Source organism: Actinomadura rugatobispora (assembly GCF_042656285.1).
In the GTDB taxonomy this organism is placed as follows: Bacteria; Actinomycetota; Actinomycetes; order Streptosporangiales; family Streptosporangiaceae; genus Spirillospora; species Spirillospora rugatobispora.
This window is the reverse complement of record NZ_JBHSON010000123.1, coordinates 1-24,078: the sequence shown is the minus strand read 5'-3', so window position 1 is coordinate 24,078 and position 24,078 is coordinate 1. Positions and strand designations below refer to the sequence as shown.

Below are 24,078 nucleotides of genomic sequence, written 5' to 3'. Positions count from 1 at the left end.
CCTCCAGGCCCGGCTCAGGGGGCCGATACCTCGGAGCGGGCGCTGAGCGTGGCCAGATCGGCCGCCGCGCGGCCCGCGGCCCAGCCCTCATGGTTGGAGACCGAGCGGGCGCGCCCCTTGGTGAGATTGGGGAACAAGGTCGCGACGACATCGTCGACGGCCCGGTCGCGCGCGGCCAGGACCGGGAGGAGATCGTCGCCTCCGGTGTCGGCGGCGGCCCGGCCGGCGGCCTCGCGGAGCCGTTCCCCGATGCGGGAGGCGTAGGCGTTGAGGAAGGCGTGCCGGAACGAGCGCGTCCGGGACCTGCCCGCCGCGTCGCGTCGCGGCCCGGCGTGGACCATCGCGGTCGTCGCCTGTACGAGCAGCGACGTGAAGAGCATCTCGACCGCCGTGAGATCGGCGGGAAAGCCCAGGACCGTGGAGAAGCCCAGTTCGCGATGCCAGACCGCCCGGCAGCGGTTCGCGTCGGCGACCACGGTGAGCAGCGCCGCCTTGGGACCGTCGTACGGCGTGTCGACGGGGACGCGGCGCCCGGCGGGTTCGGCGGGGCCGCCGGCTTCGGCGTCCAGCAGCGCCTGATCGATGCTGTGCCGGGCCATGAGCTCCTGTGCCCGCGCGCTGAGCGCCTCGGCTTCTTCGGGGAACTCGGTCGACTCGGCCTTGGCCAGCAGTGCCCGCACCTTGCCGAGCATGCGCTTGTTCACCTCGACGGTACGGGGGCGCGAGGCTTGGGCGCCCGCCGTTCCGGGACGGGGTCCGATCGTCGCCAGCCGGGGCAGCGCCAGGAGGAGTTCGAGGAGTTCGAAGGCGCACTCGACGAGGGTCTCCGGATCGGCGTTCTCGGCCTCGCACCAGGCCGCGGCGTGGTCGCCGTCCCACCAGATCCGGGCGTCGATCTCGGCGAGCTGGTCGCGCCAGCGGTCGTCGACGGTCGTGGCGGCGTAGCCGCGCATCTCGGCGGCGATGACGTCCAGCGCGAGGCTCTGGTGCAGGTCGCCGACCCCGCGCGCGATGTACCGGGAGAGGTCGGCGGGCTGCCAGCCGCGCTCCCACGCGGTGGTGACGCCTCGCTGGAGCCGTTTCATGAGCGCCCTGGTCGTACGGGGGTCGGCCGCCAGCGCGGCGAGGTGCTCCTCGGAGGGCCCCGCCCCCTGTGAACGCAGGCGCAGGGCCTCCGCTATGAGTTCTTCTGGGGCAGGAGAGGACGGAGGGGGAGGGTAGGCCGACTTCTTGCCGAAGCCGTTCCACCATCGGGACGCCCCCACAGGTCCCTCCCTTCGCGAAGCCTCCCGGCATCCTGCCACGCCCGGCCCCGGCCGGTGGCCGAGACCTCCTCCAGATCGGGAGTTTCTGGACGCAGAGCCCGAAGCCTGAGAAATGGTACGAGGTCAGCGGGCCTCGTGCGGCGGCACGGGCCCGGTTGCCTGCGAGCGGCTCAGATCGCGCCAGCAGGGCAGTGCCGTCATGGGCCGGGAAGTGTCCCGGGTTGGACGAGCCCTGCCCTGAAGGGAACGGAGGATGGCCTCAGCTCGGGTCTCCGCCGTGGAGTTCCTCGACGACCACGCTCTGGTAGGCCCGGGTGGTGTCGGGAACGTAGGTGAGCCGGGCCAGCGCCCGGCCGTCCTGGTCCCGGATCTCGAAGTGGTAGCCCTCTTCGGCGGCGGCCTCCCCGATGTGCGCGACGGCCTGGTCGTGGCGGAGGCGGCACATCGTGTCGACCTTCTCGAGCGCGACCTTGAGGCTTCCGGCATCGCTGATGAGCCGGGCGGGATCGCCCGTCTCCCAGATCTCGAACATGGTCGCGTCCTGTCGGCGATAGGGATGGGTTCGGGCCGGATAAGGGATTCGCGGGGCTTTCCGGGTGTGAGGGATAGCTTGCGCCGGTTTGATGGATCTTTCAATCAGCGCAGATATCGGATTGATCACTATTCGGAGTCGGCCACGCTCGTAGCGTTATGCCTTGTGGGCTGGCCCTTCCGGGGGCGGTCGGCGGCGGATAGGGTCACGTGCGGTAACCGAATGTCGTTCGGAAAGGGGCCGGTGGTGGAGTATCGCGTCGTCTCGATCGTCCGCGATCACGCCAGGGAGCGAGGCGGAGCTCCCGCCGTGACCGGGGACGGCCGGACGGTAACGTACGCCGAACTCGACGCGCGGTCCAGCAGGGCCGCCCAGGGGCTGCGCGCCGCCGGGCTCGGCGCGGGCTCGCGGGTCGGGTACGTGGGCAAGAACGCGCCCGAGTTCTTCGACCTCCTCTTCGGCGCCGCCAAGCTCGGGGCGGTCCTGGCCCCGGTGAACTGGCGCCTCACCGCCGAGGAGATCGCCGCGATCATCGCCGACAGCGGGGCGGCGGTGACCGTGGTGGACGCCGAGTTCGCCGCCCTGGCGTCCCGGCTCCCCGGCCGGGCCGTCGTCACCGGCGAGGCGTACGAGGAGTGGCTGGCCGCCCGCCCCGCCTCGGATCCCGGCCACACCGGCACGCCGGACGACGTCGTCGTGCAGCTCTACACCTCCGGGACGACCGGCGTTCCCAAGGGCGTGCAGCTCACCAACGCCAACTTCGCGATCGGCGAGCGGATGGCGCGGCGCTGGCGGCTGGACGGCTCCTCGGTGAGCCTGGTCCCGATGCCGCTGTTCCACATCGGCGGGACCGGGTGGGCGCTGGCCGGGCTGTACGCGGGCTGCCGCCAGGTGCTGGTGCGCGACCTCGACCCGGCCGCGCTGGTGGACACCGTCGAACGGGAGCGCGTCACCAACGCCTTCATCGTGCCGGCCGTGCTGCAGTTCATGTGCCAGGTCCCGGACGCCGGCGGCCGCGACTACTCGGCGCTGCGGGCCATCACCTACGGCGCGTCGCCGATCACCTCGGAGGTGCTGCGGCGCGCGCTGGAGACCTTCCGGGCCCCGCTGTTCCAGCTGTACGGGATGACCGAGACCACCGGCGCGATCGTGCAGCTCGAGCCGGAGGACCACGATCCGGACGGGCCGCGGCGGCACCTGATGCGGTCGGCGGGCCGCCCGTACGACTGGGTGGAGCTGAAGATCGTCGACCCGGCGACCGGCGCCGAGCGGGCGCCCGGGGAACCGGGGGAGCTGCTGGTCCGCTCGTCCCAGAACACCCCCGGCTACTGGAACCGGCCCGCGGAGACCGCCGCGCTGCTCGCCGGGGACGGCTGGCTGCGCACCGGCGACGCCGGCCACCTCGACGCCGAGGGCTACCTCTTCCTCACCGACCGGATCAAGGACATGATCGTCACCGGGGCGGAGAACGTGTACCCGATCGAGGTGGAGGAGGTCCTGGCGTCCCACCCGGACATCGTGGACGTCGCGGTCATCGGCGTGCCGGACGAACGCTGGGGCGAGACGGTGAAGGCGGTGGTCGTGCCGAGGCCGGGCGCCTCGCCGGCGGAGGAGGAGATCCTGCGCTACGCCAGGGAACGCCTCGCCGGCTTCAAACGGCCCCGCTCGGTGGACTTCGTCGAGGCCCTGCCGCGCAACCCCAGCGGGAAGATCCTCAAGCGGGAACTGCGCGCGCCCTACTGGGAGGGCATGGGGCGCACGATCGCCTGACACGTTCCTTGCCGCGGCCCAGGGGCAGGACGACTGAGTGAGGGGTGTGAGGGGTGTCGGAGGAACGAGTGGGTGAGCCCGAGGCGGCGGCGCCGTTCCGTCTCGCTGGGCAGGGGCTCGTTCTGAGGCCGTGGAGAGAGGACGACCTCGTCCACATGGTGGAGCTGTTCGACGACCCCGACATCGCCCACCGGACGCCCATCGCGTCCCCGTTCGACCTGGGCGCCGCGAGGAACTACCTGGAGCGCGCGCAACGGTCGTTCGCATCGGGTCTGCGCATCCACCTGGCAATCACCGCCGGGGACGACCGACCCCTGGGGGAGGCCCTCCTCGACCGGGGCGCGGCCACCATCGGCTATGGGATCGGCAGTGCGCACCGGGGGCAGCGCCTGGCGGTGCGCGCCGTCCAGGTCCTGACCGACTACGCCCACGGGGAACTCGGCCTGGCGCGCGTCTATCTGGAGATCGAGCCCGACAACCATCCGAGCAGCCGTGTCGCGCGTGCGGCCGGGTTCCGCCTGACCGACAGGGCGCCCGCGCCTGTGAGGGACAAGGGGAGGGACTACACGCTCCTCACATGGGTCCACGACGCCGAGGCTTCGTAGAGGCGCAGCCCCCTCGGCGCATGAGACCTCCGAGTCCTTCCAGGCGTTCCTCTTATCCGGGTTCGGTGGTGACGTGGAGGTCGGCGGCGTCCGGGTCGGTGAAGGCGAGGAGTGTTTCGGCCTCGGCGCTCAGTTCCTTCAGGGCGGCGCGCGGCAAGGGGGCGAAGGGGCGGAGGCGCAGCGTCGCGGTCTTGCGCTTGCGCTCGGTCTCCCAGGTGCCTGCCGCGAAGCCGTCCCAGAGGAAGGTCGCGCGCACGCGCAGGTTCTTGGTCGTGAGGCCGGGACGGTGCTCGTCGGAGATGACCCTCCGGCGGTCTGAGTGGGCCAGGACGAGGCTGTCGAACTCTGGAAGGAACCGGGCCGGGGCGGGCGTGGCCTCGTCCGGCCTGGGGGCGTCCGGGAGGTCGAACAGCTCGCGGCCGCGTTCGTCGGAGAAGACGCGCAGCCGTGGCCTTAGGCGGTCCAGAACCCCGCTGAGCGCGGGCAGACCGGACCAGGCCTGCGCGTCGGCTGCCGAAGCGGGCCCGAACGCCGCCAGGTAGCGGACGACGAGGTTGTCCAGGGCGGAGGGCGAGTCGGGGGACGGCGCCTCCCCGAGCCACGTTTCCGCCAGGGTGAACGCCGCGTTGCGCGGAAACCCCCAGCGGTCCTGGGTCGGCACCATCACCAGGGGGAGGCACATGCGCACCGCGAAGCCGAGAGCGCGCTCGTTGACTTCAGGGAACTCGGCCTGGAGAAGAGAGCGCATCTCGTTGAAGGTGCGGGGAGACTCCTGGAGCAGGCCGCGGGCGACCGGAAGAACCTGTTCTACGTTCAGTCCCTTGGCGCGAGGGCCGAGCACCTTGAGGCCCGCGTCCAGAACGGGCTGGAGCGGCGAGCGGAGTGACAGGTAGTCCGGGGCCGCCATCAGGTGCAGGGTGCCCCGCATCATCGTGGCCCGTGCCACCTTGCGCTCGTCCAGGGCCGTGTGGAGGTCCTCGGCTTGAAAACCCTTGATGCGGGTCCACAACCCCAGGAACGGGGGCTTGGGCTCCTGCGCCTGGAGACCGCACAATCGCGCCGTGCTTTCGGCGACGGAAGTCTCCTCGCGCGCCAGGAGCATCTGCCGCGCCAGCGTCGCCCGATTGATCGCCCGCAGCGTCAGGGTCTCGGTCATCGTCGGCCCACCCTTCCAGAGACCGTCCGCTCGCCTCAGGGGCACCCCCGGCGAAGGAGCCCCCTCGCCTCCGTGACGGCTTGCCTAGAGACGCCCTTGCTTGACGATGCTCTTGCTCAAGGGTGCCCTTGCCTGAGGAGCGTTCCCGCCCAACGGGCACCTTTGTATTAGGAGTGCCCCGCCTCAGGAGCGGCAGCGCCCTCCCTCAGGGCACCACCGCCTGAGGACAGATCTTGCCATGTCGGCGCTGTCGCCTCTGGGGCTGCTGCTCGCTCATGCCTCCGGCACCACCGGGCGCCCCGCGCCCTCCGAGTGCCCGTCATTCGCTCACACTGTCGAGTGAAATCCCCGCTCCGGGGGCCGAGCCGCCCCATGGTGGTGTTGATCTTGAGGATGGCCGGTATTCCGGGTTGAGAGCGTGCCGCCCGGGCTGTCGTCACCATGCGGAGGTGCACGGCGCCACGCTGTGATCATCACCGCGCCGCTGCGTAGCGGTGCCGACGCGCGCTGTCGCGTTCTCCTGGACCGGAAGGAGATTCTAGAAAAATCTCCAGGATCGGGTGGCGGGTCGCAGGAGAGTCCCGTGGGCCCTGTGAGGGTGATGAAACCCTGCCGGTCACGGCCAGGTTACGGCCGCGCGGGCGGGGCAGGGATGGTGGTCGGGAGGGGGCTGCGAGGCGGCGAAAATGGCCGATCCCCCGTCTCCTGCACGTGCATCGGCCCTTGCACATGCACGCCATTCCTAGCAGGATTGCCCCGGACCCCCGCACGTGAACTCCCCGGAGATCGCGATGAACGCACACTTGAGCGACAGCGACCGACAGGCGCTGCGGCTTGCCCACGACCTCCGCGAAGAGATGCGGCAGGCCCTGCCTCAGCAGGCCGCCGCACCTTCGGTCTCCCCGTTCGTCGACCCCACGGGCCGGCCTAGCGTCCTGATGAGGATGGACGAGGAGACCGCGCGCGCCCTCATGGCGGTGCTGACGGAGCAGCGTGCTCAGGCCCAGCGGTTCCCCGAACCGCGCCGCGCCGACGGCACCCACGTTCCGCCGCCCGCGGAGCCCGCCGCCGCGGTGCCTCCGCAGCGGCATATGCCGCCGCCCACGGCCGCCGACTTCTCCCCGGCTCCCGCGTACACCGGGGCGGCCTCCGCCCCTCTGCTCCCCTCCGCCTTCCCGATTCGCTGACGCGATTCCGGGCCGCGAGTCTCGCCGGTCCGTTCCCGCCTCCCGCGGGAACGGAACAGGACCGGGGCGCGGCCCCGGAGCGGAAGCGGTCCCGCGAGGAGTCGCGGGCCGGGAACGAACGGGCGGAGAACAGGCGAAGCCGGTCACCCGTCCGTGGACCGCGGGCCGGGAAACGGCTTCAGGCAACCTCCTCCTGGGCGGCTCGGGACGGCCTCACGTGCGTGGTCGGGAGGGGGCTTCGACGATGATGCCCAGTGCCTCGGCCAGGAGCGGTGCCAGATCCAGCAGCTGGTCCGGCGAGACGATGGCGCCGCGCAGCGACGAGGGTTCGATGGTGATCCTCAGCTCGGCGCCGCGCAGATCGGCCTGATCCAGCCGCGCTCCCGCGAACGTGGTCGCTTCCAGGCGCGAGCCCGGGAAAGCGGTGCGGGTGAGGGCGGCGCCGCCGAAGTCGACCTCCCGGAGCAGGCAGTCCTCGAACGCCACGTCGGTGAGCTCGGCGTCGCGGAAGTTGATCCCGTCGAGCTTGCATCCCCGGAAGGTCACCCGGTCCAGCCGCGCCCCGGAGAACGGCAGCGCCGCGATCACCGAACCGAGCAGCGCGGCGTCCTGCCACTCGGTCGAGGTCAGGTCCGTGCCCACCAGGCGCAGCTCGTGCGCCCACACGTTGATGAAGCGTGCCCGCCGCAGCCCGCCGCCTTCCAGGGCCGTGCCGGTGAACGCGCAGTCCAGGAAGCGTGAGCCGGGGGCGTTGACGTCCGGCACGCGCACCGCCCCGAAGCGCACCGTGTCGTGATCGCCGTCCGGCTCCCAGGGACCGTCGTGCGGGACGAGCCATTCGGCGAACGGCAGCTCTTCCAGCGTCGACGGCACGGGAGCCCTCGACCTTCCAGGGGTCCTTCTCCGCCCGCCCCGCCTGGACGGGCCCGTCACGCGCGCCCCCAGACGGCCTTCACCGCGTCCACGACCGAGGGCGCCTGGACGCGTCCGGCGCGGGCCGCCGGGGCGCGCCCTTGCGGGTCCAGTGAGTTGCCGCCGAACGCCTCCCGTGCCGCCCGGTCGGGCGTGATCACCGCGACCCGGGCGCCGGCCCGGCGCAGCGCCGCGACCTGGCGGCCGACGCTCGCGACCGGTCCGAAACCCCCGGCGCTGGGCGCCAGGACGACCACGGCGGCGTGCCCCGCGGCCAGATCGGCGTTGGCGGGCGAGCGGACGCCGCCGTCGATGTAGCGGCGGCCCGCGATCGTCACCGGCGGCCAGACGCACGGCACCGCGCAGCTGGCGCCGACGGCGTCCACCAGCCCGGCGCCCGCGTCGCGGTCGAAGACCGTGAACGCGCCCGTGGCCGCGTCCACCGCCGTGATCTTCAAGGGGCGCTCCGGCCACTCCCGGACCGGCAGCCGCGACTCGATCACCGCCCGGCGCTCGGCCTCGGGGACGGTACGGGCGATCAGGGCCAGCCGCCCGATCCGCGCCCCGACCCGCTCAGGAGTCCGCGAACGCAGCGCCGCCCAGGCCCATCGGGCCATGACGGCGCGGCCGACCCGCGCGGGGATCTCGCCATTGGCCCCGGCCAGCTGCACCTGGTAGCGCGCCTCGGGATCGATGCCGGAGGCCACCTGCGCGCCCACGATCGATCCGGCGGAGGTGCCGACCACCAGATCGGCCTCGTGCAGGCCGATCCCGGCTTCGGCCAGCCCGGACAGGATGCCCCATTCCCAGGCGATGCCGGTGATACCGCCGCCGCCCAGCACCAGCGCCCTGCCGCCGTCCTTCGCGCCGGTCATTCGTACGGGTTCCGGGGCTTCTTGATCCGCGTGACCGACTGCCCCTGGAGCTCGTGCACGCCCGAGACGGCCTCGCCGCCCGCCGGGGGACGCCAGGTGCCGACGACCCGTACCCAGGCGTCGGCGGGCGGCCGCTCCAACCCGTGCACCACCACCGGGAACGGCACCGCGTCGCCCGCGCAGCAGGCCATCTTGAGGCGGGTGACCTGCCAGCCGCCGCCCTTGGGACGGGGCGTCACGAACCCGGTCAGCTGCACCGGGACGCCGCGCAGGTACGGCGACTGCCCGGTCTGGGCCTCGTAGGAGCGTCCGATGAACTCGCCCATGGTCATCGGGACCGGCCCGCCCGTGCGCGGCAGTTCTCCGAAGCCCGCCGCGGGCGGTGGCGGGGGCTGCGCCTGGCGGCCGGTGTCGCGGGAGGCGGTGTACGACCCCAGCGCCGGGGGCGCCACGATGAAGATCGCCAGCACGGGCAGGCACATCAGCCACGCGACCCGGGGGCCGCGCCCGCCGTGGTCGTGCCCGCCGTGGTCGTGCCCGTGCCCGTGCCCGTGCCCGTCCTCGTGGTCGTGCCCGTGGGCGTCCTCAGGTTTCTCCCGCCACTCCCGGCGCAGGCCCGCGCCGCCCAGCACGACCATGGCGGCGGCCGCCGCCACGAGCGGCAGGCGGAACCAGGGCTTGACGTAGTTGAGGTACTCGTCGGTCGCCAGCGTGATCCAGAGCACGGCGGCGCCGATCGCGATCAGCAGCAGGTTCTGCGCGGCCTTGGTCACAGCAGCACTCCTCCGGCGATCGCGCTGACCGCCACGGCGAGAACGAAGGTGAGGGGGACGAAGCGCACGGCGAACCGGCGGCCGAAGAAGCCCGCCTGCAGCGCGATCAGCTTGAGGTCGACCATGGGCCCCACGACCAGGAACGCCAGCTTGGCGGTCGGGGAGAACTGGCTGAGGCTGGCCGCCACGAACGCGTCCGCCTCCGAGCAGATCGACATCAGCACCGCCAGCACGGCCAGGACCAGGACGGACAGCCAGGGGATCCCGGCCACGCCGCCGACCCACTCGGAGGGCACGGCCACGTTGATGGTGGCGGCCGCGGCGCCGCCGACGATCAGGAAGCCGCCCGCGTGCATGATGTCGTGCCGCATGGCCTGCCGGAACGCCTCCCAGCGCGCGGCGGCCCCGGTGCCGGAGGGCGGGCGGGACGGGATCCTGATCCACTCGCCCCGGCCGAACAGCAGCCACGCCCAGCCCGCCAGCACCGCCACGATCATGGACGCGGCGAACCGCCCGAGGACCATCTCCGGCGCGTCGGGGAAGGCGACGGCGGTGGCGACCAGCACGATCGGGTTGACGGCGGGCGCGGCCAGCAGGAACGTCAGCGCGGCGGCGGGCGCGACCCCGCGCGCCATCAGGCCGCCCGCGACCGGGACCGAGGCGCACTCGCAGCCGGGCAGCACGGCCCCCATGGCGCCCGCGACCGGTACGGCCGCGCCCGGCCGCCGGGGGAGCACCCGGTTCCAGAAGGAGGCCGGGACGAACGCGGTGATCGCCGCCGACAGGGCCACGCCGAAGACCAGGAAGGGCAGGGCCTGGACGCAGATCGCGACGAAGATCGTGGTCCAGGCGTCCAGCGCGCGGGCGCCGATCAGCGGGGCCGCCCAGAGGCGTCCGGCGACCAGGACGGCGGCCAGGGCGGCGAACCCCCAGGCGGCGCGGGTGCCCGGTGCGACAGGGCGCCGGGCGCCCCAGTCGGCGGGCGGGAGCGTCTCGTCCAGGCCGGCCCGCGGCGGCTTCACCGTTCCTTTGCCCAGGGCGGTCCCCGTGCCCGGGGTGACGTCGTCGGCTCGGAGGTCGGCGGGCTCGGTCATGCGGGTCATCGTGCCACAGCGGCCCCGCCGGAGCGGCCCGGCACGCGCCGGATCCCCTTGCTGCAACGGCATTCCACGACACAGCAGGATGAGCCGGACATAAAAGATCTACCTGGCAAAAGGTAAAGAAAAGTGTGGTTTGGTCTAGACGTGGTAATGGCGCATATACTCGACGCCAGGTCACGGTCAAAGACCACTTGACCTGGCTGAACACAGAGTCGTCGCGTTCCCGCCCGCCAGGCGGGATCTTCTCTCGCCGAGCGGCCTTCCCATGCTAGGCCGTCAACCGGATGGGCCGACGAGCCCCCGGTCGGCAATCTCCCGCTGATCCAGTTCGTGTTGCGCGCGTGCCCGGGAGCCGGTCATGCGCGACCGGACACGAACGCGGTCCGCCCATGCGCGGAATCGCCGGATCACCGATTCGCGGGTCCCTCCGCGCGGCGTCTCGTTCTTTCCCGAGCTCGACTCTCGGGGCCGTTTCCCCTGCCACACGGGATCCCCCTGTTCCGGCGTGAAACGGCTGCCCTGACCGCCGAACAAAGGACTCACATGCAGAAGCGAGCGATCAACGTCGTCATGACCGCCGCCACGGGCACCTGCCTGGCCGGCATGCTGGTGGCCGGAGTGGCCGCCGCCAGCAGCGATGACACCGCTCAGCAGCAGAAGACGCCGTCGCAGCAGGCGATGGTGGCTCGGCAGGACGCCGAGCAGCCCGGCACCCTCGCGGGGAAGGCCGGACAGCCCCAGAACACCCGGCCCCAGACCGGTCAGGCGAAGGCCCAGGAGGCCCGCAAGACCGAGAAGAAGGCCGCCAAGCCGGGCGAGAAGAAGACCAAGGCCCTGCTCACCGGCACGACCACCGCGTCCTACTTCTGGGACGACGGCTCGGGCATCAACGGTGACACCGGCGCCCCCGCCGGCGGCAAGCCGATGCAGAAGGGCCTGTTCGCCAGCCCGAGCTGGCCCATGCACACCAAGGTCAAGGTCAGCGCCAACGGCCGCAGCATCACCGGCTTCGTGGGCGACCGCGGCCCCGGCGAGCCCTCCCACAGGGGCGTGATGCTGGACCTGGACACCTACACCTTCCGTTACCTCCTGGACGGGAAGAAGCCGGCGAGCAAGTACAACGCCGGCAGTGGCGAGGGCCACATCAAGGGCCTCAAGTACGAGGTTCTCAAGTGGGGCGACGGCCCGGGGAAGGGCAAGCCCCAGCCCTTCGGCTCCTGACCCTTCCCATCATCCGATCAATTCCGACCCTCCTTCCCTGAACCCACCGAACGTGGGCCCCTCATAGGGGTCTCATGACAGCCCGCGTAGGGTGCCCCCCGGGTTCTCCCAGGGATCTCCCAAGGATCTCCCAAGGTGTTCGGCGGCGATGTCCGCCGTTCCGCCCGAGCGAACGGGAACGCCCCGATGACCATTTTGATCATCGGGGCGTTCCCGTTCTCGCATCACGCTCTCCCTTACGCCGCTCCGGTACTGCCCTGGCGCCGATCCGGCGTTCCTGACCCGCTTCAAGCGGGCCGTACCTCGTCCCAGGCGAGCGCGAACAATTCGTGCGGCGGACGGTGGACGAGCCCCCTCGCCATAATGAGATCCACGCCACCCTTAGGGGCCTCCAGGGCCGGATACAGGCGTCGTTTGTAAGCCTCCATCACCCACCCGCCCTTATCCGGGGCGCCGATGGCGCGGCACTCGGTGAGTGCCCCGGGGAGGACGGCGGACCGGCCGTGCAACTGCCTCCCCTCCTCTTTCTCCTCCGGACGGGGCAGGACGGCCCCCGCCCCGAGAAGTTCGCGCCCGGCCCGCTCGTGGCGTTCGGCGCCCCACCGGTTCCAGCGGCGGACGAGCCGGTCCGTGGGATCGGTCATGGCGGCCAGCTGGAGGTACAGCGCCGCCGCGTCCGGGCTCACCGACAGCTCGGCCCCCACCACCTCGACCAGTTCCGGGGCGCTGAAGGCCGGATTGGCCTCGTACTCGCCGTCCGGGACGGGGGAGGAGGCCGCGCGCTCGGCCAGCCGCTCGAGATCGTCCGCGAACGCCAGCTCGAGCAGGGCCTCCCACCGGGCGAAGTCCGGATCGGTGGAGGCCAGGGCCGTACGCGCGGCGGTGGAGCCCCCCGCGCGCAGCGCCGCCGGACGGAAGAGCACCTGCGGCGCCGGGTCCGCGGCCTGGGGGTAGGGGACGGCGATGAACACCCCGTCGTCATGGACCTCCCCGCCCACCACCGGGAGCCGGGAGGCGGGGCCGAACAGCTCCTCCGGCTTCGGCGGGGCGCCGCCGCCCCTGGAGTCGTGCGGCGTGCCACGCCAGCGCCGCGTGGCCGCGATCACCACATCGGGATGCTCCAGCCGCTCGCGCAGCAGCCGCAGCAGCTCCGGCAGGCGGCGCAGTGCCGGGTGCCCGATCGGCAGCCGCGTCGCCGCCCAGGCGACCAGCTGGACCTGCTCCAGCTCCGCGGTGATCGCGGTGGGCACGAGCTCGGGCCTGTTCTGGAAGCGGTTCCAGCGGAAGGTGTGTCCGCCGTCCGTGGTGAGGACCGCGGCCCGATCGGGGCGTCCCAGGGTGGCGAGCTTCGCGTCCACATGCGGGGCGCCGGGCCGGTGCGTGTAAAGGAAGCCCATCAGGTCGTACGTCGCCGCCGGGGAGAAGGCCGCCGGGCCAGGGTCGGGCCCATGCCAGGCGGCGGCGACCCGGGCGGCCGCGCCGTTCCAGCCGTCCTTGCGCCACCACGACGCGGGATCGGGCGGCGGCACAGCGGCGGCGAGCCGGAGCCGCTGCGGCCCGTCGAGCACCGCCAGCCTGCCCTGCGCGTCCGGCTCCTCGGAGGCCCTGAGCTTGAGGATCTTGCGGCGCTCGCCGGACAGCCCGCCCGCCGCTCCCGGGAACCCGGCGAGGATCAGCGTCGCGTCGGCCCGTGTGAGAGTCCAGATCCGATCCGGATGGTCGGGCGCCAGCTCGCCGGCCAGCTCACCGGCCGCCTCTTGCACCGGCTTCCCCCAGGTCAGCGGGCCGCGCCGGGCGAGCGTACGGGTGAACGCCCCGATCCGTTCGGGAGTGGCCCAGCCGGGGTCGATGTCGCGCAGGACACCGATCCGGCCGTGCAGTGGATCGGGCTTCCCGGCGCGCGGGGTGGGCCGGACGAACCACACAGCGTCGCCCGCGGCTCCGAGCGCGGTGCCGCTGCGGCCCTGATCGCCCCGGTAGAGCAGGACCGCCTCGCCCACCTCCTCGGGAAGCCCCGTGCCCGTCAGCGTGCCGTGCTTCAGCGTGCCGTACTGCCAGCCCCGCTCCGGCTCGGCGATGAAGGGCATCCCGGCCCAGACACCGAGGAAGTCGGCGAGGGCCCGGCGTTCCTCGTCCGAGGTCGCGGGAGAGACCGCGCGCACGGCGATGGCGCCCACGTGCTCGATCAGCAGCGCCCAGTGGACGCCCGGCACGGGGACGGGGGCCGCGCTCTCGCCGCGCAGGCGGGCGGCCGCGGCGCGCATGGAACGCAGCGTTCCCAGGCGACCGGAGGGCGCCCCGTCCAAGCACACGCCGAAGTCCTGGAGCGCCCTGCGCAGCACCGGGTCGGCCGGACTCCCCACTGCGTCGGCCAGGTCAGGGAAGACCTCGGCGACGACGGGGGCCAGCGCCGGGAACTCCAGCAGCTGCTCGCGGGCGAACGGCGCGGGCGGCGGCTGGTTGCGGGGCGGCGGGGCCGGCTCGGGCGCGCCGTCGAACGCCGCCACCTCCGCCTTGAGCAGCTCCCGGAAGCGCGGATCGGCGGCCACGTGCTCCAGCGGCCGCCGCCGGTCCTCGCCGGTGCGGTACCAGGCGGTCAGCGAGATCGCCCGTACCGGCGCGGCCAGCGGCACCCCGTGCTCGCAGAGCACGTCGAGCGCGTTGAGGTCGGTCCACTCGCCGCCCTCGATGGCGACCCCCTCGCCCTCCTCCACCAGGACGGGCGCGAGGAAGTCCAGTAGCCGCTGCCGGACCTTCGCGCTCCAGGCGCCCCACTCGCGGCCGTAGGTCTCGTTCACCCAGCGCGTGGCCGACGAACCGGGCCACAGCACGCCGCCGCGCAGCCGCCCGGCCACCTCGGCGTCGGCCAGCAGCGGCTCCAGCAGGCCGTGCCAGGCGAGGATCTCCAGCTGGGAACGGAACCCGAACAGCAGCCGCAGGCACCAGTCGTCGGTCCGCGCCAGGTGCACGAAGGCCTTGCGCTTGCCCTTGAACGCCACGTCCGGCAACTCGTACAGGCTTCCCTGCCGCTTGATGATGTCGCCCAGGTCGCGGGCGTCCTGCTCCACGCCGTCGCGCCCGGCCGCCACGGCGAACTCCCGCAGCGTCCTGAACCGCGGCGCGCCGGTCATCCTGTGCAGGGCGATCTCCCGGAACGCCTCGTGCGCCGCCTCGGGGTCCTCGCGCGCGGCCAGGTCGCGGCAGAACTCCTCGCCGTCCACCATGCCCACCCGGACCAGGGCGTGCCACAGCCCGGCATCCTTCCGCAGTCGGTCGGCCGGCGGAACCGCCAGCGCCCGGCAGCGGCGGGCCAGGTCGGCCCCCGGAGAGGCCGGCACTCCCGGCTGCCCGAACACCGTGGCCGCCTCCAGCCAGAACGCGGGCGCGTGCGAGGCGGGAAGAGCGCCGCCCGACGCGTGCCGCCGCAGCTTCTCGAACGCCGTCTGCGGGCTCCCGGCGGCCGCGCGGCGCGCCTCGTTCAGCACCTTCAGACCCGCGAGGGCGGCGCCGGACGCGTCCGGATCGTGCACCAGGGCCCACGCGGGGTAGCCCAGCAGCGGGTGCCGGGCGGCGGCCAGGAGGGCGGGCCCGACCTCCGGCGGCGGGCAGCCCAGGGCGCTCGCCAGCAGGTCGGCGCCGGCCGCCTCGGTGTCGGCCAGCAGACGGACCACCGGCCGTTCGCCGAGCGCGGGATGCCGGTGGACGCGGGTGCGCACCGCCTGCTCGCCGGGGTGACCGGGGGCGTCCAGAGCGTTCGCAGTGGCGGGACCCACGGGCGCGAGGGCGTTGCGGAGTTGCCAGTCGCGCACCCAGTCGAACTGAGCGGCCAGCAGCGTTTCGTGGGGCCGCCACGGGAAGCCGTCGCTGTCGAGCTGCACCTGCCACAGCCGCAGCCCGTGCTCGTCGGCGACGCGCCCGGCAGCCTCGGGGTCGGGGATGTCCTGGTGGTGGGCGAAGACCAGGTGCTCGTCGGCGATCCGCCGGGTGCCCCCCTCCAGGGTCAGGATCTCGGTGTGCGCCCCGGGCGCCTCGCCGACCGCGACGAGCAGGCCGGCCACGGTGACGGGGGAGCCGTGCACGCCGTCGCGACGGGTGCCGACGATCGTGCCGCGCAGGACCTGGCGCCAGGCCGGATCGGGCCACAGGCGGCGCAGCACGCGGACGGGGACGGCGGCCGAGTGCGCGATCCAGCGGCGGGCCGTGCGGCGGCACGCCAGCTCGTGCTCGGCGAGCCAGGCGGCGATGTCCTCCGGGAGGTCGTCGGGCCCGTCTCCGGGCAGTTCTGGGGAGCTGTGCATGCCGCACATCCTGGCCCCGGCCTCCGACGAAACGGGACCCTTCAGGGCGATCGCAGGGTGAGGGACATGTCACGGAACGGTGCCGCCTCCGGAAGGGTCGAACCCCCAGGGTCTTCCATGATCACAACCTTCGCCGGGGGCGAACCGTCCGCGATCGATTCCGTACCGGTTCGGTCACGGATGTCGTGAATGTCATCGCGGGGTGCCTAGGGTCCTGGGTCCGTTCCCAAGCCAAGTGAGGTGTCGCCGGTGGATCGGCGGAACTGCCCCGGCTGCTGGAATGTGATCGGGGATCGGGGCCCCGCGTGCAGGACGTGCGGGCTGCCGCTGGCGGGAGCGCCGACCGAGGAACTGTGGCGCGTCCAGGCAGAGATCATCGAGATAGACGCCGCGGTGCGCGGCCTGGCGGCGCGGCGCGTTGAACTGGACGAGCACCGCATCCGGCTGCTGACGCTGTTGCGGCAGCAGCAGCATGCGCCGCCCGTCCCCGCCACGGCCGAGACAGCCGCCGCCGGGGTTCCTGCCGGGAGCCTTCAGGAAACAGCCGCCACCGAACCCCGCGCCGAACCCCGCGCCGAGGCGGGCGCCAGGGGCACGGCCGCCGTCCAGGGAGATCCGCCTGCACCGGTCGGCGCCGCCGAGCCGGGGGCTCGCGGACATGCCGTCGGGCGTGCAGAGGCCCCGCGCGGGCCCAGGCGCGACCTATCCCGGTATGCGGTGCAGAATCTTCTGCTGCTCCTGGGCGGCCTGATGCTCGGCATAGCGGCGGTCGTCTTCACGGTGGTGAGCTGGGGGCACCTGAGCATCCGTGCGGCGATCCTGGCCACCATCACGGTGGGCACCCTCTCCTTTCCCTGGCTGCTCGTACGGCGGCGACTGCATTCCACGGCCGAGACCGTCGCCTACATCGGATTGGTGTTCCTTCCCCTGACGGGCGTGGCCGTCGCCAACGCGGTCGCAGGTCGTTCAACGGCTCCCGAAGAGCTGGACCTGCCCGGCTCGGACGACACCGGCTTCTGGGCCGCCGCAGTGGGTTCGGCCGTACTGGCGTTGCTCTGGGCGGGTTACGCGCGGATCGCACCGCTCCGGCTGCCCGCCCCCACCGCGCTCGCGCTCGCCCAGGTGCCGTTGCCGTTGGGGGCGGTCGCCCTGGGGCCCACGCCGACCGGTCTTGCGCTGGCCCTGGTTCTTACGGCGGCGTTCGACGTGCTCGTCTGGACGCGGGCCTCCCGCACGCCCGAGCGGGCCGTCGCCGCCGTCGCCGGGCTCGGGACGGGGGCGGCCGGGACCGCCACCGCACTGGCGGAGTCCTTCCAGGTCGCCTCTCTGGACGAGGCGTTGCGGGCTTCCGGCGTGCTCGTCCTGGCCGCGCTCGTCACGGCCGCCTGCGGCTGGTTTCTGAAGGACGAGGTGTGGCGCGGCGTCGCGTCGGGTCTGTCCGGCGTCTGTGCCGTGGCGGCTTGTGCGACTCCTGCGAAAGAGGTGCTTCCTGGCGAATGGTCGGTGGCTGCATACGCGATGTCCGCGTGCCTGGTCCTGGTGGGGAGCGCTTGGACGCCCCAACGGCTGCGACTGGGAGCGGGCGCGGCTGGGGTGGCCGCTCTCGCGCTGACCGTCGTGTGGGTGATGCCGGAGGTACTGGTCACGGCCGTCGCGCCCCTCTCCGGGAACGTCGACGCCGCCATCTGGAACACCGAAGGGCCTCGCGCGGCCCTTGGAACCGGGCTCGATCAGATGGCGGAGACGGGAACGCCCGCGTCGCCGCTCGTGCTGGTGGCCGCGTCCATCGTCGCCCTGATCCTGCCCAAGCATCTGCTTGACATCGTCGCCGATGCGGTACCGCGGGCCGTGTTGCGGGTTGTGACGCGTGGCGTCGCTCTGGTGCTCGCCGCCTCGGCCGTTCTGGTCCTTCCCGCGGCCACGGGCATGCCCTACGCCGCGTCGGTCGCCGTGGTGCTGGCGCTGACCGTCGTGCTGCTCGCCATCGCCTCCTTGTCCAGGGACGTGGCGTTCGCGTCCGTGGCCACGGCCCTCGGTGTGCACTCCGCTGCGCTCGCGTTCATGTGGCCCGCGGGGGACGACTCCCTGTGGCCGGTGGCGGCGGTCGTCGTGGCGGTGGCCTTCCTCGCCTTGGCGGGCCCGGCGCGTACGACGGTCGCGCAGGTTGCGATGGGGGCAGGGACGGTCCTGGGCGGCGGAGCCCTCCTCATCGCGCTCTGGAACACCTCTTCCTGGTCCCTGCAACTCCTCCCCTTCGCGCTCTTGGGCGTACGGCTCATCGCCTTGGCCGTCGCACTGCCGACAGGAGACCCGCCGCGCGCGCTTGCGCGAGCCGTGGTGGACTCCCGCCGGACGGTCCGCACGGTTCTGCTCGGTGCGGGGTTCGCTGTCGTCCGCGTCGTCCCGCCCGGGGCGGCGCTACGAGCGAACCGTCCCGCCCAAGCGGTGGCCCTCGACATCGCCTCCGCGGTGCTCTCCCTGGTCGCGGTGGGAATCGGCGTCGCCTGGCTGCCGTCAGAGGGGATCGGGTCGACCTGGGCGGGGGTCCTCGGCCTCACCCTGGCCGTCACGGCGCTCCTCGGCGCGGCCACGGCATGGTCGCTGCGGCGCGTCGGGCTGCCGTCGTCCGGGGCGATCGGAGAGTCCTACCTCTTCGCACTCCTGGCGCCACTGCCGCTGAGCGACGCGTTCTTCCCCGCGCTCTTCGGGCCGTACGGATGGCTCGCCAAGACGTGGACCGGCACGACGGAGAGCGCGCGGGGCGCCCTGACACCGGAAGCGGCCTGGACCGTACGGCCCATGCTCATGCCGATCCTGGTGCTGGCGGCCATCGCGGCAGTGTGCGCGGCCGGGGTCCACCGGGGCCGCTGGGCCGCACTTGGGGTCGCCCAGGTGGCGGTCCCGGTCGCGCTCGCCCCCGTGCCGTTGGCCGCCGACCTTCCCTACTGGGCTGCGCTGGCCTTCCTCGTCGCACTCACTGCGGCGCTCGCCCTGTGGGCGGCCATGAACCGTACCGCCGCGGGAGGAGCGGCCCTCTGGACGGCCACGCTCGCCGTCTCCTGGTCACTGGCCGACCAGACCGCGACGCTTGCGGTGCTCGCCGCCCTGGCCCTGGCAGGCGTGGTGTGCGCGCTGCGCGGCGGGAACTCGCCCGTCGCGTCCGCCGCATCGGCCGTCACGACGCTGGCCGTGGGCGCGGAGGGCGCCGCGGCGGCGCTGGCCGGGGATCTGCCCGCGCGGTACGCCGCGTTCGTGGTCCTGGCGACAGCGGCACTCGCGGTGCGGGCTGGGGCGCTCATCGGGGAACACCGCCCCCGGCTCGCACACGCCCTCAACGCGGGGGCGCTCGCGCTCTGGGGCGGCGCCCTCGGCATGACCGGGGGCCACGTCCACCAGGTCACACTCGTCCTGGGGCTAGGCGGCCTGACCGCGGTGATGGCGGCCGCGCGGCTGCACGGCCAAGCGCGCTTGGCCGTGCTCATCTTCGCCTGGGTCATCTCAGGGCTCGCCCTGCTGCTGCATCTGCCGCGCTTGTTCTTGTCACTCCTCGCGCCCTACGCATGGGTGGGCCGGGCATGGTCCGAGGACCTCGGCTCTTTCCGGGAATCGCCTCTTCTCAACGACCTCGGGGTGAGCGTGCCACCGGCCGCCGCGGCGGCCGCAGGACTCGCCGCCGTGACGGCCATAGCGAGCGCCCGCCTCCTGGACGGGCCGCGCGGCGCCTACAGGGCGGCCGTACTCGGCGTGCCCCCGGCCGTGCTCGTACTGCCCTGGACCGCCGACCTCCCCCACGGAGCCGGGCTGGCCATGGTGTGCGCACTGGTCGCGGCACTCGCCGTACGGACGGCCCTTTCCCGCACCATGGACTGGTTCGCGGGCGGCATGGCCCTATGGCTGACCACGCTCGCCGTCGCGTGGTCGCTGCCGATGACCGCTCCGACGCTCGCCGTCGCGGGAGGCGTCGCCGCGCTCGCGACCGGCTGCGCTGTGGCCGCGCGTCACGAAGCGATGCGCTGCGCGTCGTCCGCGACCGCCGTCCTGGCCGCTGCGGGGCTCGTGGCCACCGGCGTGCTCGCGGGCGGCTTCCGCGTCGAACTCGCAGGGCTCGCGGTGCTCGCGGCCGTGGCGGCGCCGTCCGCGTTCGGCGCATGGGAGATCGGCCACCGCCACCGCACGGCGGGGGCGGCCGTGGAGTTCGCGGGCTATGCCGTAGCCGCCGTCGGCGTGGGCCTGGCGTGCGCCAGCGTCCCGTACGCCTGCCTGGCGTTGACCCTTGCGGGAGCCCTCGCCCTGGGCGTCGCCACCCGCGCTGACCGTCGCCTCCCCGGCCTGGGAGCGGGGGCGGTACTGCTGCACCTGGCGCTGTGGCTGCTCCTCGGCGACACCGCGGTCACCGCGCCGGAGGCGTACACGACTTCGGTGAGCCTCCTGCTGCTTCTCGGCGGCCGATGGCTGCGGCGCCGCGACGACACGCTCTCCTCCTGGACCGCCTATGGGCCCGCCCTGGCGCTCACACTCCTCCCCAGTCTCGTCGCGGCCTGGAACGAGGACGGCCTCATACGCCCGCTGCTGCTGGGACTGACCGCGTTCGCCGTGACCCTCGCCGGCGCCTGGACCCGCCTCCAAGCCCTGCTGCTGCTCGGCGGGGCGGTGCTCGTGGTGAACGCGGCACACGAACTCTTCCCGGCCCTGGCAGACCTCGTCGGAAACGGCCCGCGCTGGCTGCCGATCGCCCTGACCGGCGCCGCCCTCCTCTTCACCGGCGCCACCTACGAGCACCGCCTGCGCGACATCCGCCGCGTCCGCAGATCCATCGCCGGAATGCGCTGAGCAGCCCGGACAAACCGGACTCGCCCGGCCGTGCGACGTCCGTGCGCGGAGGCCGCCGCCGCGGGGCGGTGCGAAAACCGTCCGACCCCGTCGCTATGGTTACCGAGAGTTGTTGATCGATTGCTCTGGGGCATCAGTTGCTGGTGTTGTTGGCGGTCCACTGCGCGGCCGCGATGCTGGCCCCGCCGCTGGTGCGGCGGGTCGGCCGCAACGCCTTCCTGCTGCTCGCCCCGGTGCCCGCGGCCGCCGCCGTCTGGGCCCTCCCGCCCTGGCTGCACGGCGCCGCCCCCCGTGCCGAGACCCTCCCCTGGATCCCCGCCCTGCAGCTCGACCTCGCCCTGCGCGCCGACCCGCTCGCCTGGATGATGGCCCTCATCGTCGGAGGCGTCGGCGCGCTCATTGTCGCCTACTGCGCCCGCTACTTCACCGGCTCCGAGCCCGGCCTGCCCGCCTTCGCGGGGGAGTTCATCGCCTTCGCCGCCGTGATGCTCGGCCTGGTCCTGGCCGACGACCTGATCCTGCTCTACGTGTTCTGGGAGCTGACCACGGTCTTCTCCTACCTGCTCATCGGCTACGACGCCGAGCGCTCGACCGCGCGCAGGGCCGCCACCCAGGCCATCGTCATCACCACCTCCGGCGGGCTGGCGATGCTGGTCGGCCTGCTGATCCTGGGCGGCACCGCGGGCACCTACCGGCTCTCGGAGCTCCTGGAGCGTCCCCCCGAGGGCACCGCCGTGTCGGTCGCGCTGGTGCTCGTCCTCGCCGGGGCGCTGTCGAAGTCGGCGATCGTCCCGTTCGGGCTGTGGCTGCCCGCCGCGATGGCCGCGCCCACCCCGGTCAGCGCCCTGCTGCACGCCGCGGCCATGGTCAAGGCCGGGGTCTACCTGGTGGCCCGGCTCTCGCCCGCGTTCTCCGGCGCTGCGGTGTGGAGACCGGCCGTGCTCGTCCTCGGCACCGCCGCGATGGTGCTGGCCGGATGGCGGGCGCTGCGCGAGACCGACCTCAAGCTGCTGCTCGCCTACGGCACGGTCAGCCAGCTCGGGTTCATGACCGTCCTGCTGGGGGAGGGCGGGCGCGTCGCCGCGCTGGCCGGGTTCACCATCCTGCTGGCGCACGCGCTGTTCAAGGCCGCGCTGTTCCTGGTCGTCGGCATCATCGACCGCTGCACCGGCACCCGCGACCTGCGCGAGCTGAACGGGCTGGCGCGCACGGCCCCGTGGCTGTGCGCCGTGGCGATCGCCGCCGCGGCCTCGATGGCCGGAATCCCGGCCACGCTCGGCTTCGCCGGCAAGGAGGCCGCCTACGAGGCGTTCATCGGCGGACGGCCCGTGCTGCTCGGATTCCTCGTCCTCGGCTCGGCCTTCACCGCCGCCTACAGCCTGCGCTTCGTGTGGGGAGCCTTCGCCGGTGTCGGGGAGCCGACGCCCGCCACGAGGCCCGGACCGCTCTTCCTCCTTCCCCCGGCGCTGCTCGCGGCGGGCGGGGTGGTGCTGGGCCTGCTGGCGTCCTTGATGGACGCCCCGCTCTCCCGCGAGGCCGCCCCGTTCCCGGGCGGCCCCTACGACTACCACCTCGCCCCCTGGCACGGCCTCGGCGAGGCGCTGCAGCTCACCGCGCTGTCACTGGGCGTCGGCGCGCTCCTGTTCCTCGCCGGACGATCCGTCGCACGGCTCCAGCGGCAACTCACCCTCTTCGAGCCCGAGACCGTCTACCGCCGGGCCATGCAGGGCCTGAACGACTTCGCCCTCCAGGTGACCGGCTTCGTGCAGCGGGGGTCGCTGCCCGGATACCTGGTGGTCATCCTCCTCACCGCGGTGTCGCTCACCGGCGTCGTCCTGCTCGTCGAGAGCCCCTGGCCGACCCCGGCGGCCTGGCACCTCTGGGACGGCCTGCCGCAGGTCGCCGCCGCCGTCCTCACCGTCGCCGCGGCGGCCGCGGCCGTACGGGCCCGCGCCCGCGCCCAGACGGTGGTGATCGCGGGAGCCTCCGGCTACGGCGTCGCCGTCCTGTTCGCACTGCAGGGCGCGCCCGACCTGGCCCTCACCCAGATCCTGATGGAGACCGCCAGCCTGATCGTCTTCGTCCTGGTGCTGCGCGGGCTGCCCGAGGACTTCCCGCGCACCGCGCCGTCGTTCCGGCGCCGCCTGCACGTGACCGTCGGCGCCCTCACCGGCCTGCTCGCCGCCACCGTCACGTTGCTGGCCGTCCAGGCCCGCGACGCCCCGCCCATCTCCACCGGTTACCCGGACGCGGCGCTCGACGCCGGCGGCACGAACGTCGTCGCGATGGTCCTGGTCGACATCCGCGCCTGGGACACCCTCGGGGAGAGCGCCGTGGTCGCGCTCGCCGCGCTCGGCGTCACCAGCATGATCTACGCCCGCCGCCGGGTGGCGCCGCCGCCGCGCGCGGCCGACGCCGGTGCCGGCACGGCGATGTGGGCTGTGCCCGGCATGTCCTCGCTGGGCCGCGACGGCCCGTCCCCGCCCACCGGGCCCGGCGAGAGGCGCTGGCTGGCCGCGGGCCGCACCCTCGCCGCAGAACGCCGCCTCATCGTCATGGAGGTGGTGGCGCGGATCACCTTCCACACCGTGCTGCTGTTCTCGCTGTACCTGCTGTTCACCGCGCACTCGGCGCCCGGCGGCGGTTTCGTCGGCGGCATCGTCGCCGGGCTGGCGCTGGCCATCCGCTACCTGGCCGGCGGCCCGTTCGAACTCGCCGAGGCCGCGCCGGTCAAGGTGGGCCTGCTCCTGGGCCTGGGCGTGACGATCACCTCCGGCACCGCGTTCGGCGGCCTCGTCTGGGGCGACGCCATCCTGGAGAGCGCCGCCTGGGACCTCCACCTCCCGCTGCTCGGCCACCTCCACGTGACGACCTCGCTGCTGTTCGACGTGGGCGTCTACCTGATCGTCCTCGGCCTCATCCTCGACATCCTCAACGCCCTGGGTGCCGAGGTCGACCGGCAGGCCGCCGCATGACCGCCTCGATCACCCTGGCCACCACCGGTGGCCTCCTCATCGCCATCGGAGTCTCGCTGCTCCTGGAGCGCAGCCTGACCCGGCTTCTGGTCGGCTTCCTGATGCTCGGCAACGGCGTCAACCTGCTCATCCTGACCACGGGCGGCCCCGCCGGACGCGCCCCCATCCTGGACGACGGAGCGTCCGCGCACCGGCCCATGGCCGACCCGCTGCCCCAGGCCATGATCCTCACCGCGATCGTGATCGCGCTCGGCTCCGCCGCGTTCGTCCTGGCCATCGCCTACCGCGACGGCCGTCTGAGCGGCGACGACGAGGTCCGCGACGACACCGAGGACCGCCGCGTGACCCGCGGCCGCCACGATCTGCGCGTCCAGGTCCGAGCCCAGCGCCGCGAGTTCCGCGAATGGCGCCGCCGCCGCCGCGCCGAGGTCCGCCAGGCCCGCGCCGAACTGCGCGAGGGCATCCACGCCGAACGCCAACGCCGAGCCCTCGACGACCCCGCCGACCCCGACCCATCCACCTCGAACCCATCACCCCCCAACCCCACCCCGCCCAACCCCACCCCGCCCAACCCCACCC

The 24,078-nt window shown here is 73.4% G+C and carries 15 protein-coding genes; 7 read left to right on the top strand and 8 right to left on the bottom strand.

Going from position 1 to position 24,078, the window contains the following annotated elements:
• Positions 1-14 precede the first annotated feature (14 nt).
• A complete protein-coding gene (locus ACFPZN_RS49905) occupies positions 15-1,265 on the bottom strand; it encodes a DUF2786 domain-containing protein (RefSeq protein ID WP_378291173.1) in 1,251 nt (416 codons plus the stop codon).
• A 259-nt stretch (positions 1,266-1,524) separates the two neighbouring features.
• The gene (locus tag ACFPZN_RS49900) at positions 1,525-1,797 is read right to left on the bottom strand and encodes a hypothetical protein (RefSeq protein WP_378291170.1); all 273 of its coding nucleotides are present in this window, start codon (positions 1,795-1,797) and stop codon (positions 1,525-1,527) included.
• A gap of 222 nt (positions 1,798-2,019) precedes the next feature.
• Between ACFPZN_RS49900 and ACFPZN_RS49895 the strand changes: the two genes are divergently transcribed.
• Both ACFPZN_RS49895 and ACFPZN_RS49890 read left to right on the top strand, forming a co-directional pair.
• Positions 2,020-3,567 carry a long-chain-fatty-acid--CoA ligase gene (locus ACFPZN_RS49895; protein ID WP_378291168.1) on the top strand — a complete coding sequence of 516 codons (1,548 nt, stop codon included), beginning with the start codon at positions 2,020-2,022 and terminating at the stop codon, positions 3,565-3,567.
• 68 nt (positions 3,568-3,635) lie between these two features.
• Entirely contained in the window at positions 3,636-4,172 is a 537-nt protein-coding gene (locus ACFPZN_RS49890) for a GNAT family N-acetyltransferase (protein ID WP_378291166.1), read from the top strand.
• 52 nt (positions 4,173-4,224) lie between these two features.
• On the opposite strand, the gene ACFPZN_RS49885 is transcribed toward ACFPZN_RS49890, so the two are convergent.
• Entirely contained in the window at positions 4,225-5,328 is a 1,104-nt protein-coding gene (locus tag ACFPZN_RS49885) for a winged helix DNA-binding domain-containing protein (RefSeq protein WP_378291163.1), read from the bottom strand.
• A 791-nt stretch (positions 5,329-6,119) separates the two neighbouring features.
• Between ACFPZN_RS49885 and ACFPZN_RS49880 the strand changes: the two genes are divergently transcribed.
• On the top strand, positions 6,120-6,515 hold the full coding sequence (locus ACFPZN_RS49880) for a hypothetical protein (RefSeq protein ID WP_378291161.1): 396 nt from the start codon (positions 6,120-6,122) through the stop codon (positions 6,513-6,515).
• A gap of 213 nt (positions 6,516-6,728) precedes the next feature.
• Here the strand turns inward: ACFPZN_RS49880 and ACFPZN_RS49875 are convergent, their stop codons facing one another.
• Genes ACFPZN_RS49875 through ACFPZN_RS49860 form a run of 4 tightly spaced genes read right to left on the bottom strand, consistent with a single transcriptional unit; the run spans position 6,729 to position 10,178 of the window.
• Complete coding sequence (locus ACFPZN_RS49875) at positions 6,729-7,388, bottom strand: pentapeptide repeat-containing protein (protein WP_378291159.1); 660 nt, start codon at positions 7,386-7,388, stop codon at positions 6,729-6,731.
• A 56-nt stretch (positions 7,389-7,444) separates the two neighbouring features.
• Complete coding sequence (locus tag ACFPZN_RS49870; protein WP_378291157.1) at positions 7,445-8,302, bottom strand: patatin-like phospholipase family protein; 858 nt, start codon at positions 8,300-8,302, stop codon at positions 7,445-7,447.
• Complete coding sequence (locus ACFPZN_RS49865) at positions 8,299-9,075, bottom strand: TIGR03943 family putative permease subunit (RefSeq protein WP_378291155.1); 777 nt, start codon at positions 9,073-9,075, stop codon at positions 8,299-8,301. Before ACFPZN_RS49865 ends, ACFPZN_RS49870 begins: the two co-directional genes overlap by 4 nt.
• Positions 9,072-10,178 (bottom strand): permease, encoded by a 1,107-nt coding sequence (locus tag ACFPZN_RS49860; RefSeq protein ID WP_378291153.1) that lies wholly within the window; start codon positions 10,176-10,178, stop codon positions 9,072-9,074. The genes ACFPZN_RS49865 and ACFPZN_RS49860 overlap by 4 nt, the downstream gene beginning before the upstream one ends.
• A 540-nt stretch (positions 10,179-10,718) precedes the next feature.
• On the opposite strand from ACFPZN_RS49860, the gene ACFPZN_RS49855 reads away from it, so the two are divergent.
• Positions 10,719-11,396 carry a hypothetical protein gene (locus ACFPZN_RS49855; RefSeq protein ID WP_378291151.1) on the top strand — a complete coding sequence of 226 codons (678 nt, stop codon included), beginning with the start codon at positions 10,719-10,721 and terminating at the stop codon, positions 11,394-11,396.
• 287 nt (positions 11,397-11,683) lie between these two features.
• Here ACFPZN_RS49855 and ACFPZN_RS49850 read toward each other — a convergent pair whose 3' ends face one another.
• Positions 11,684-15,694: a hypothetical protein gene (locus ACFPZN_RS49850; protein WP_378291149.1), complete on the bottom strand. Its 4,011-nt coding sequence runs from the start codon at positions 15,692-15,694 to the stop codon at positions 11,684-11,686.
• A 249-nt stretch (positions 15,695-15,943) separates the two neighbouring features.
• On the opposite strand from ACFPZN_RS49850, the gene ACFPZN_RS49845 reads away from it, so the two are divergent.
• From ACFPZN_RS49845 to ACFPZN_RS49835, 3 genes are all read left to right on the top strand, one after another.
• On the top strand, positions 15,944-20,524 hold the full coding sequence (locus tag ACFPZN_RS49845; RefSeq protein WP_378291147.1) for an SCO7613 C-terminal domain-containing membrane protein: 4,581 nt from the start codon (positions 15,944-15,946) through the stop codon (positions 20,522-20,524).
• Between the two features lie 143 nt (positions 20,525-20,667).
• Positions 20,668-23,499, top strand: a complete 2,832-nt coding sequence (locus ACFPZN_RS49840) for a Na+/H+ antiporter subunit A (RefSeq protein WP_378291145.1) — start codon at positions 20,668-20,670, stop codon at positions 23,497-23,499.
• The coding region (locus ACFPZN_RS49835) for a Na(+)/H(+) antiporter subunit C (protein WP_378291143.1) at positions 23,496-24,078 on the top strand (583 nt) is incomplete at its 3' end. The genes ACFPZN_RS49840 and ACFPZN_RS49835, both read left to right, overlap by 4 nt.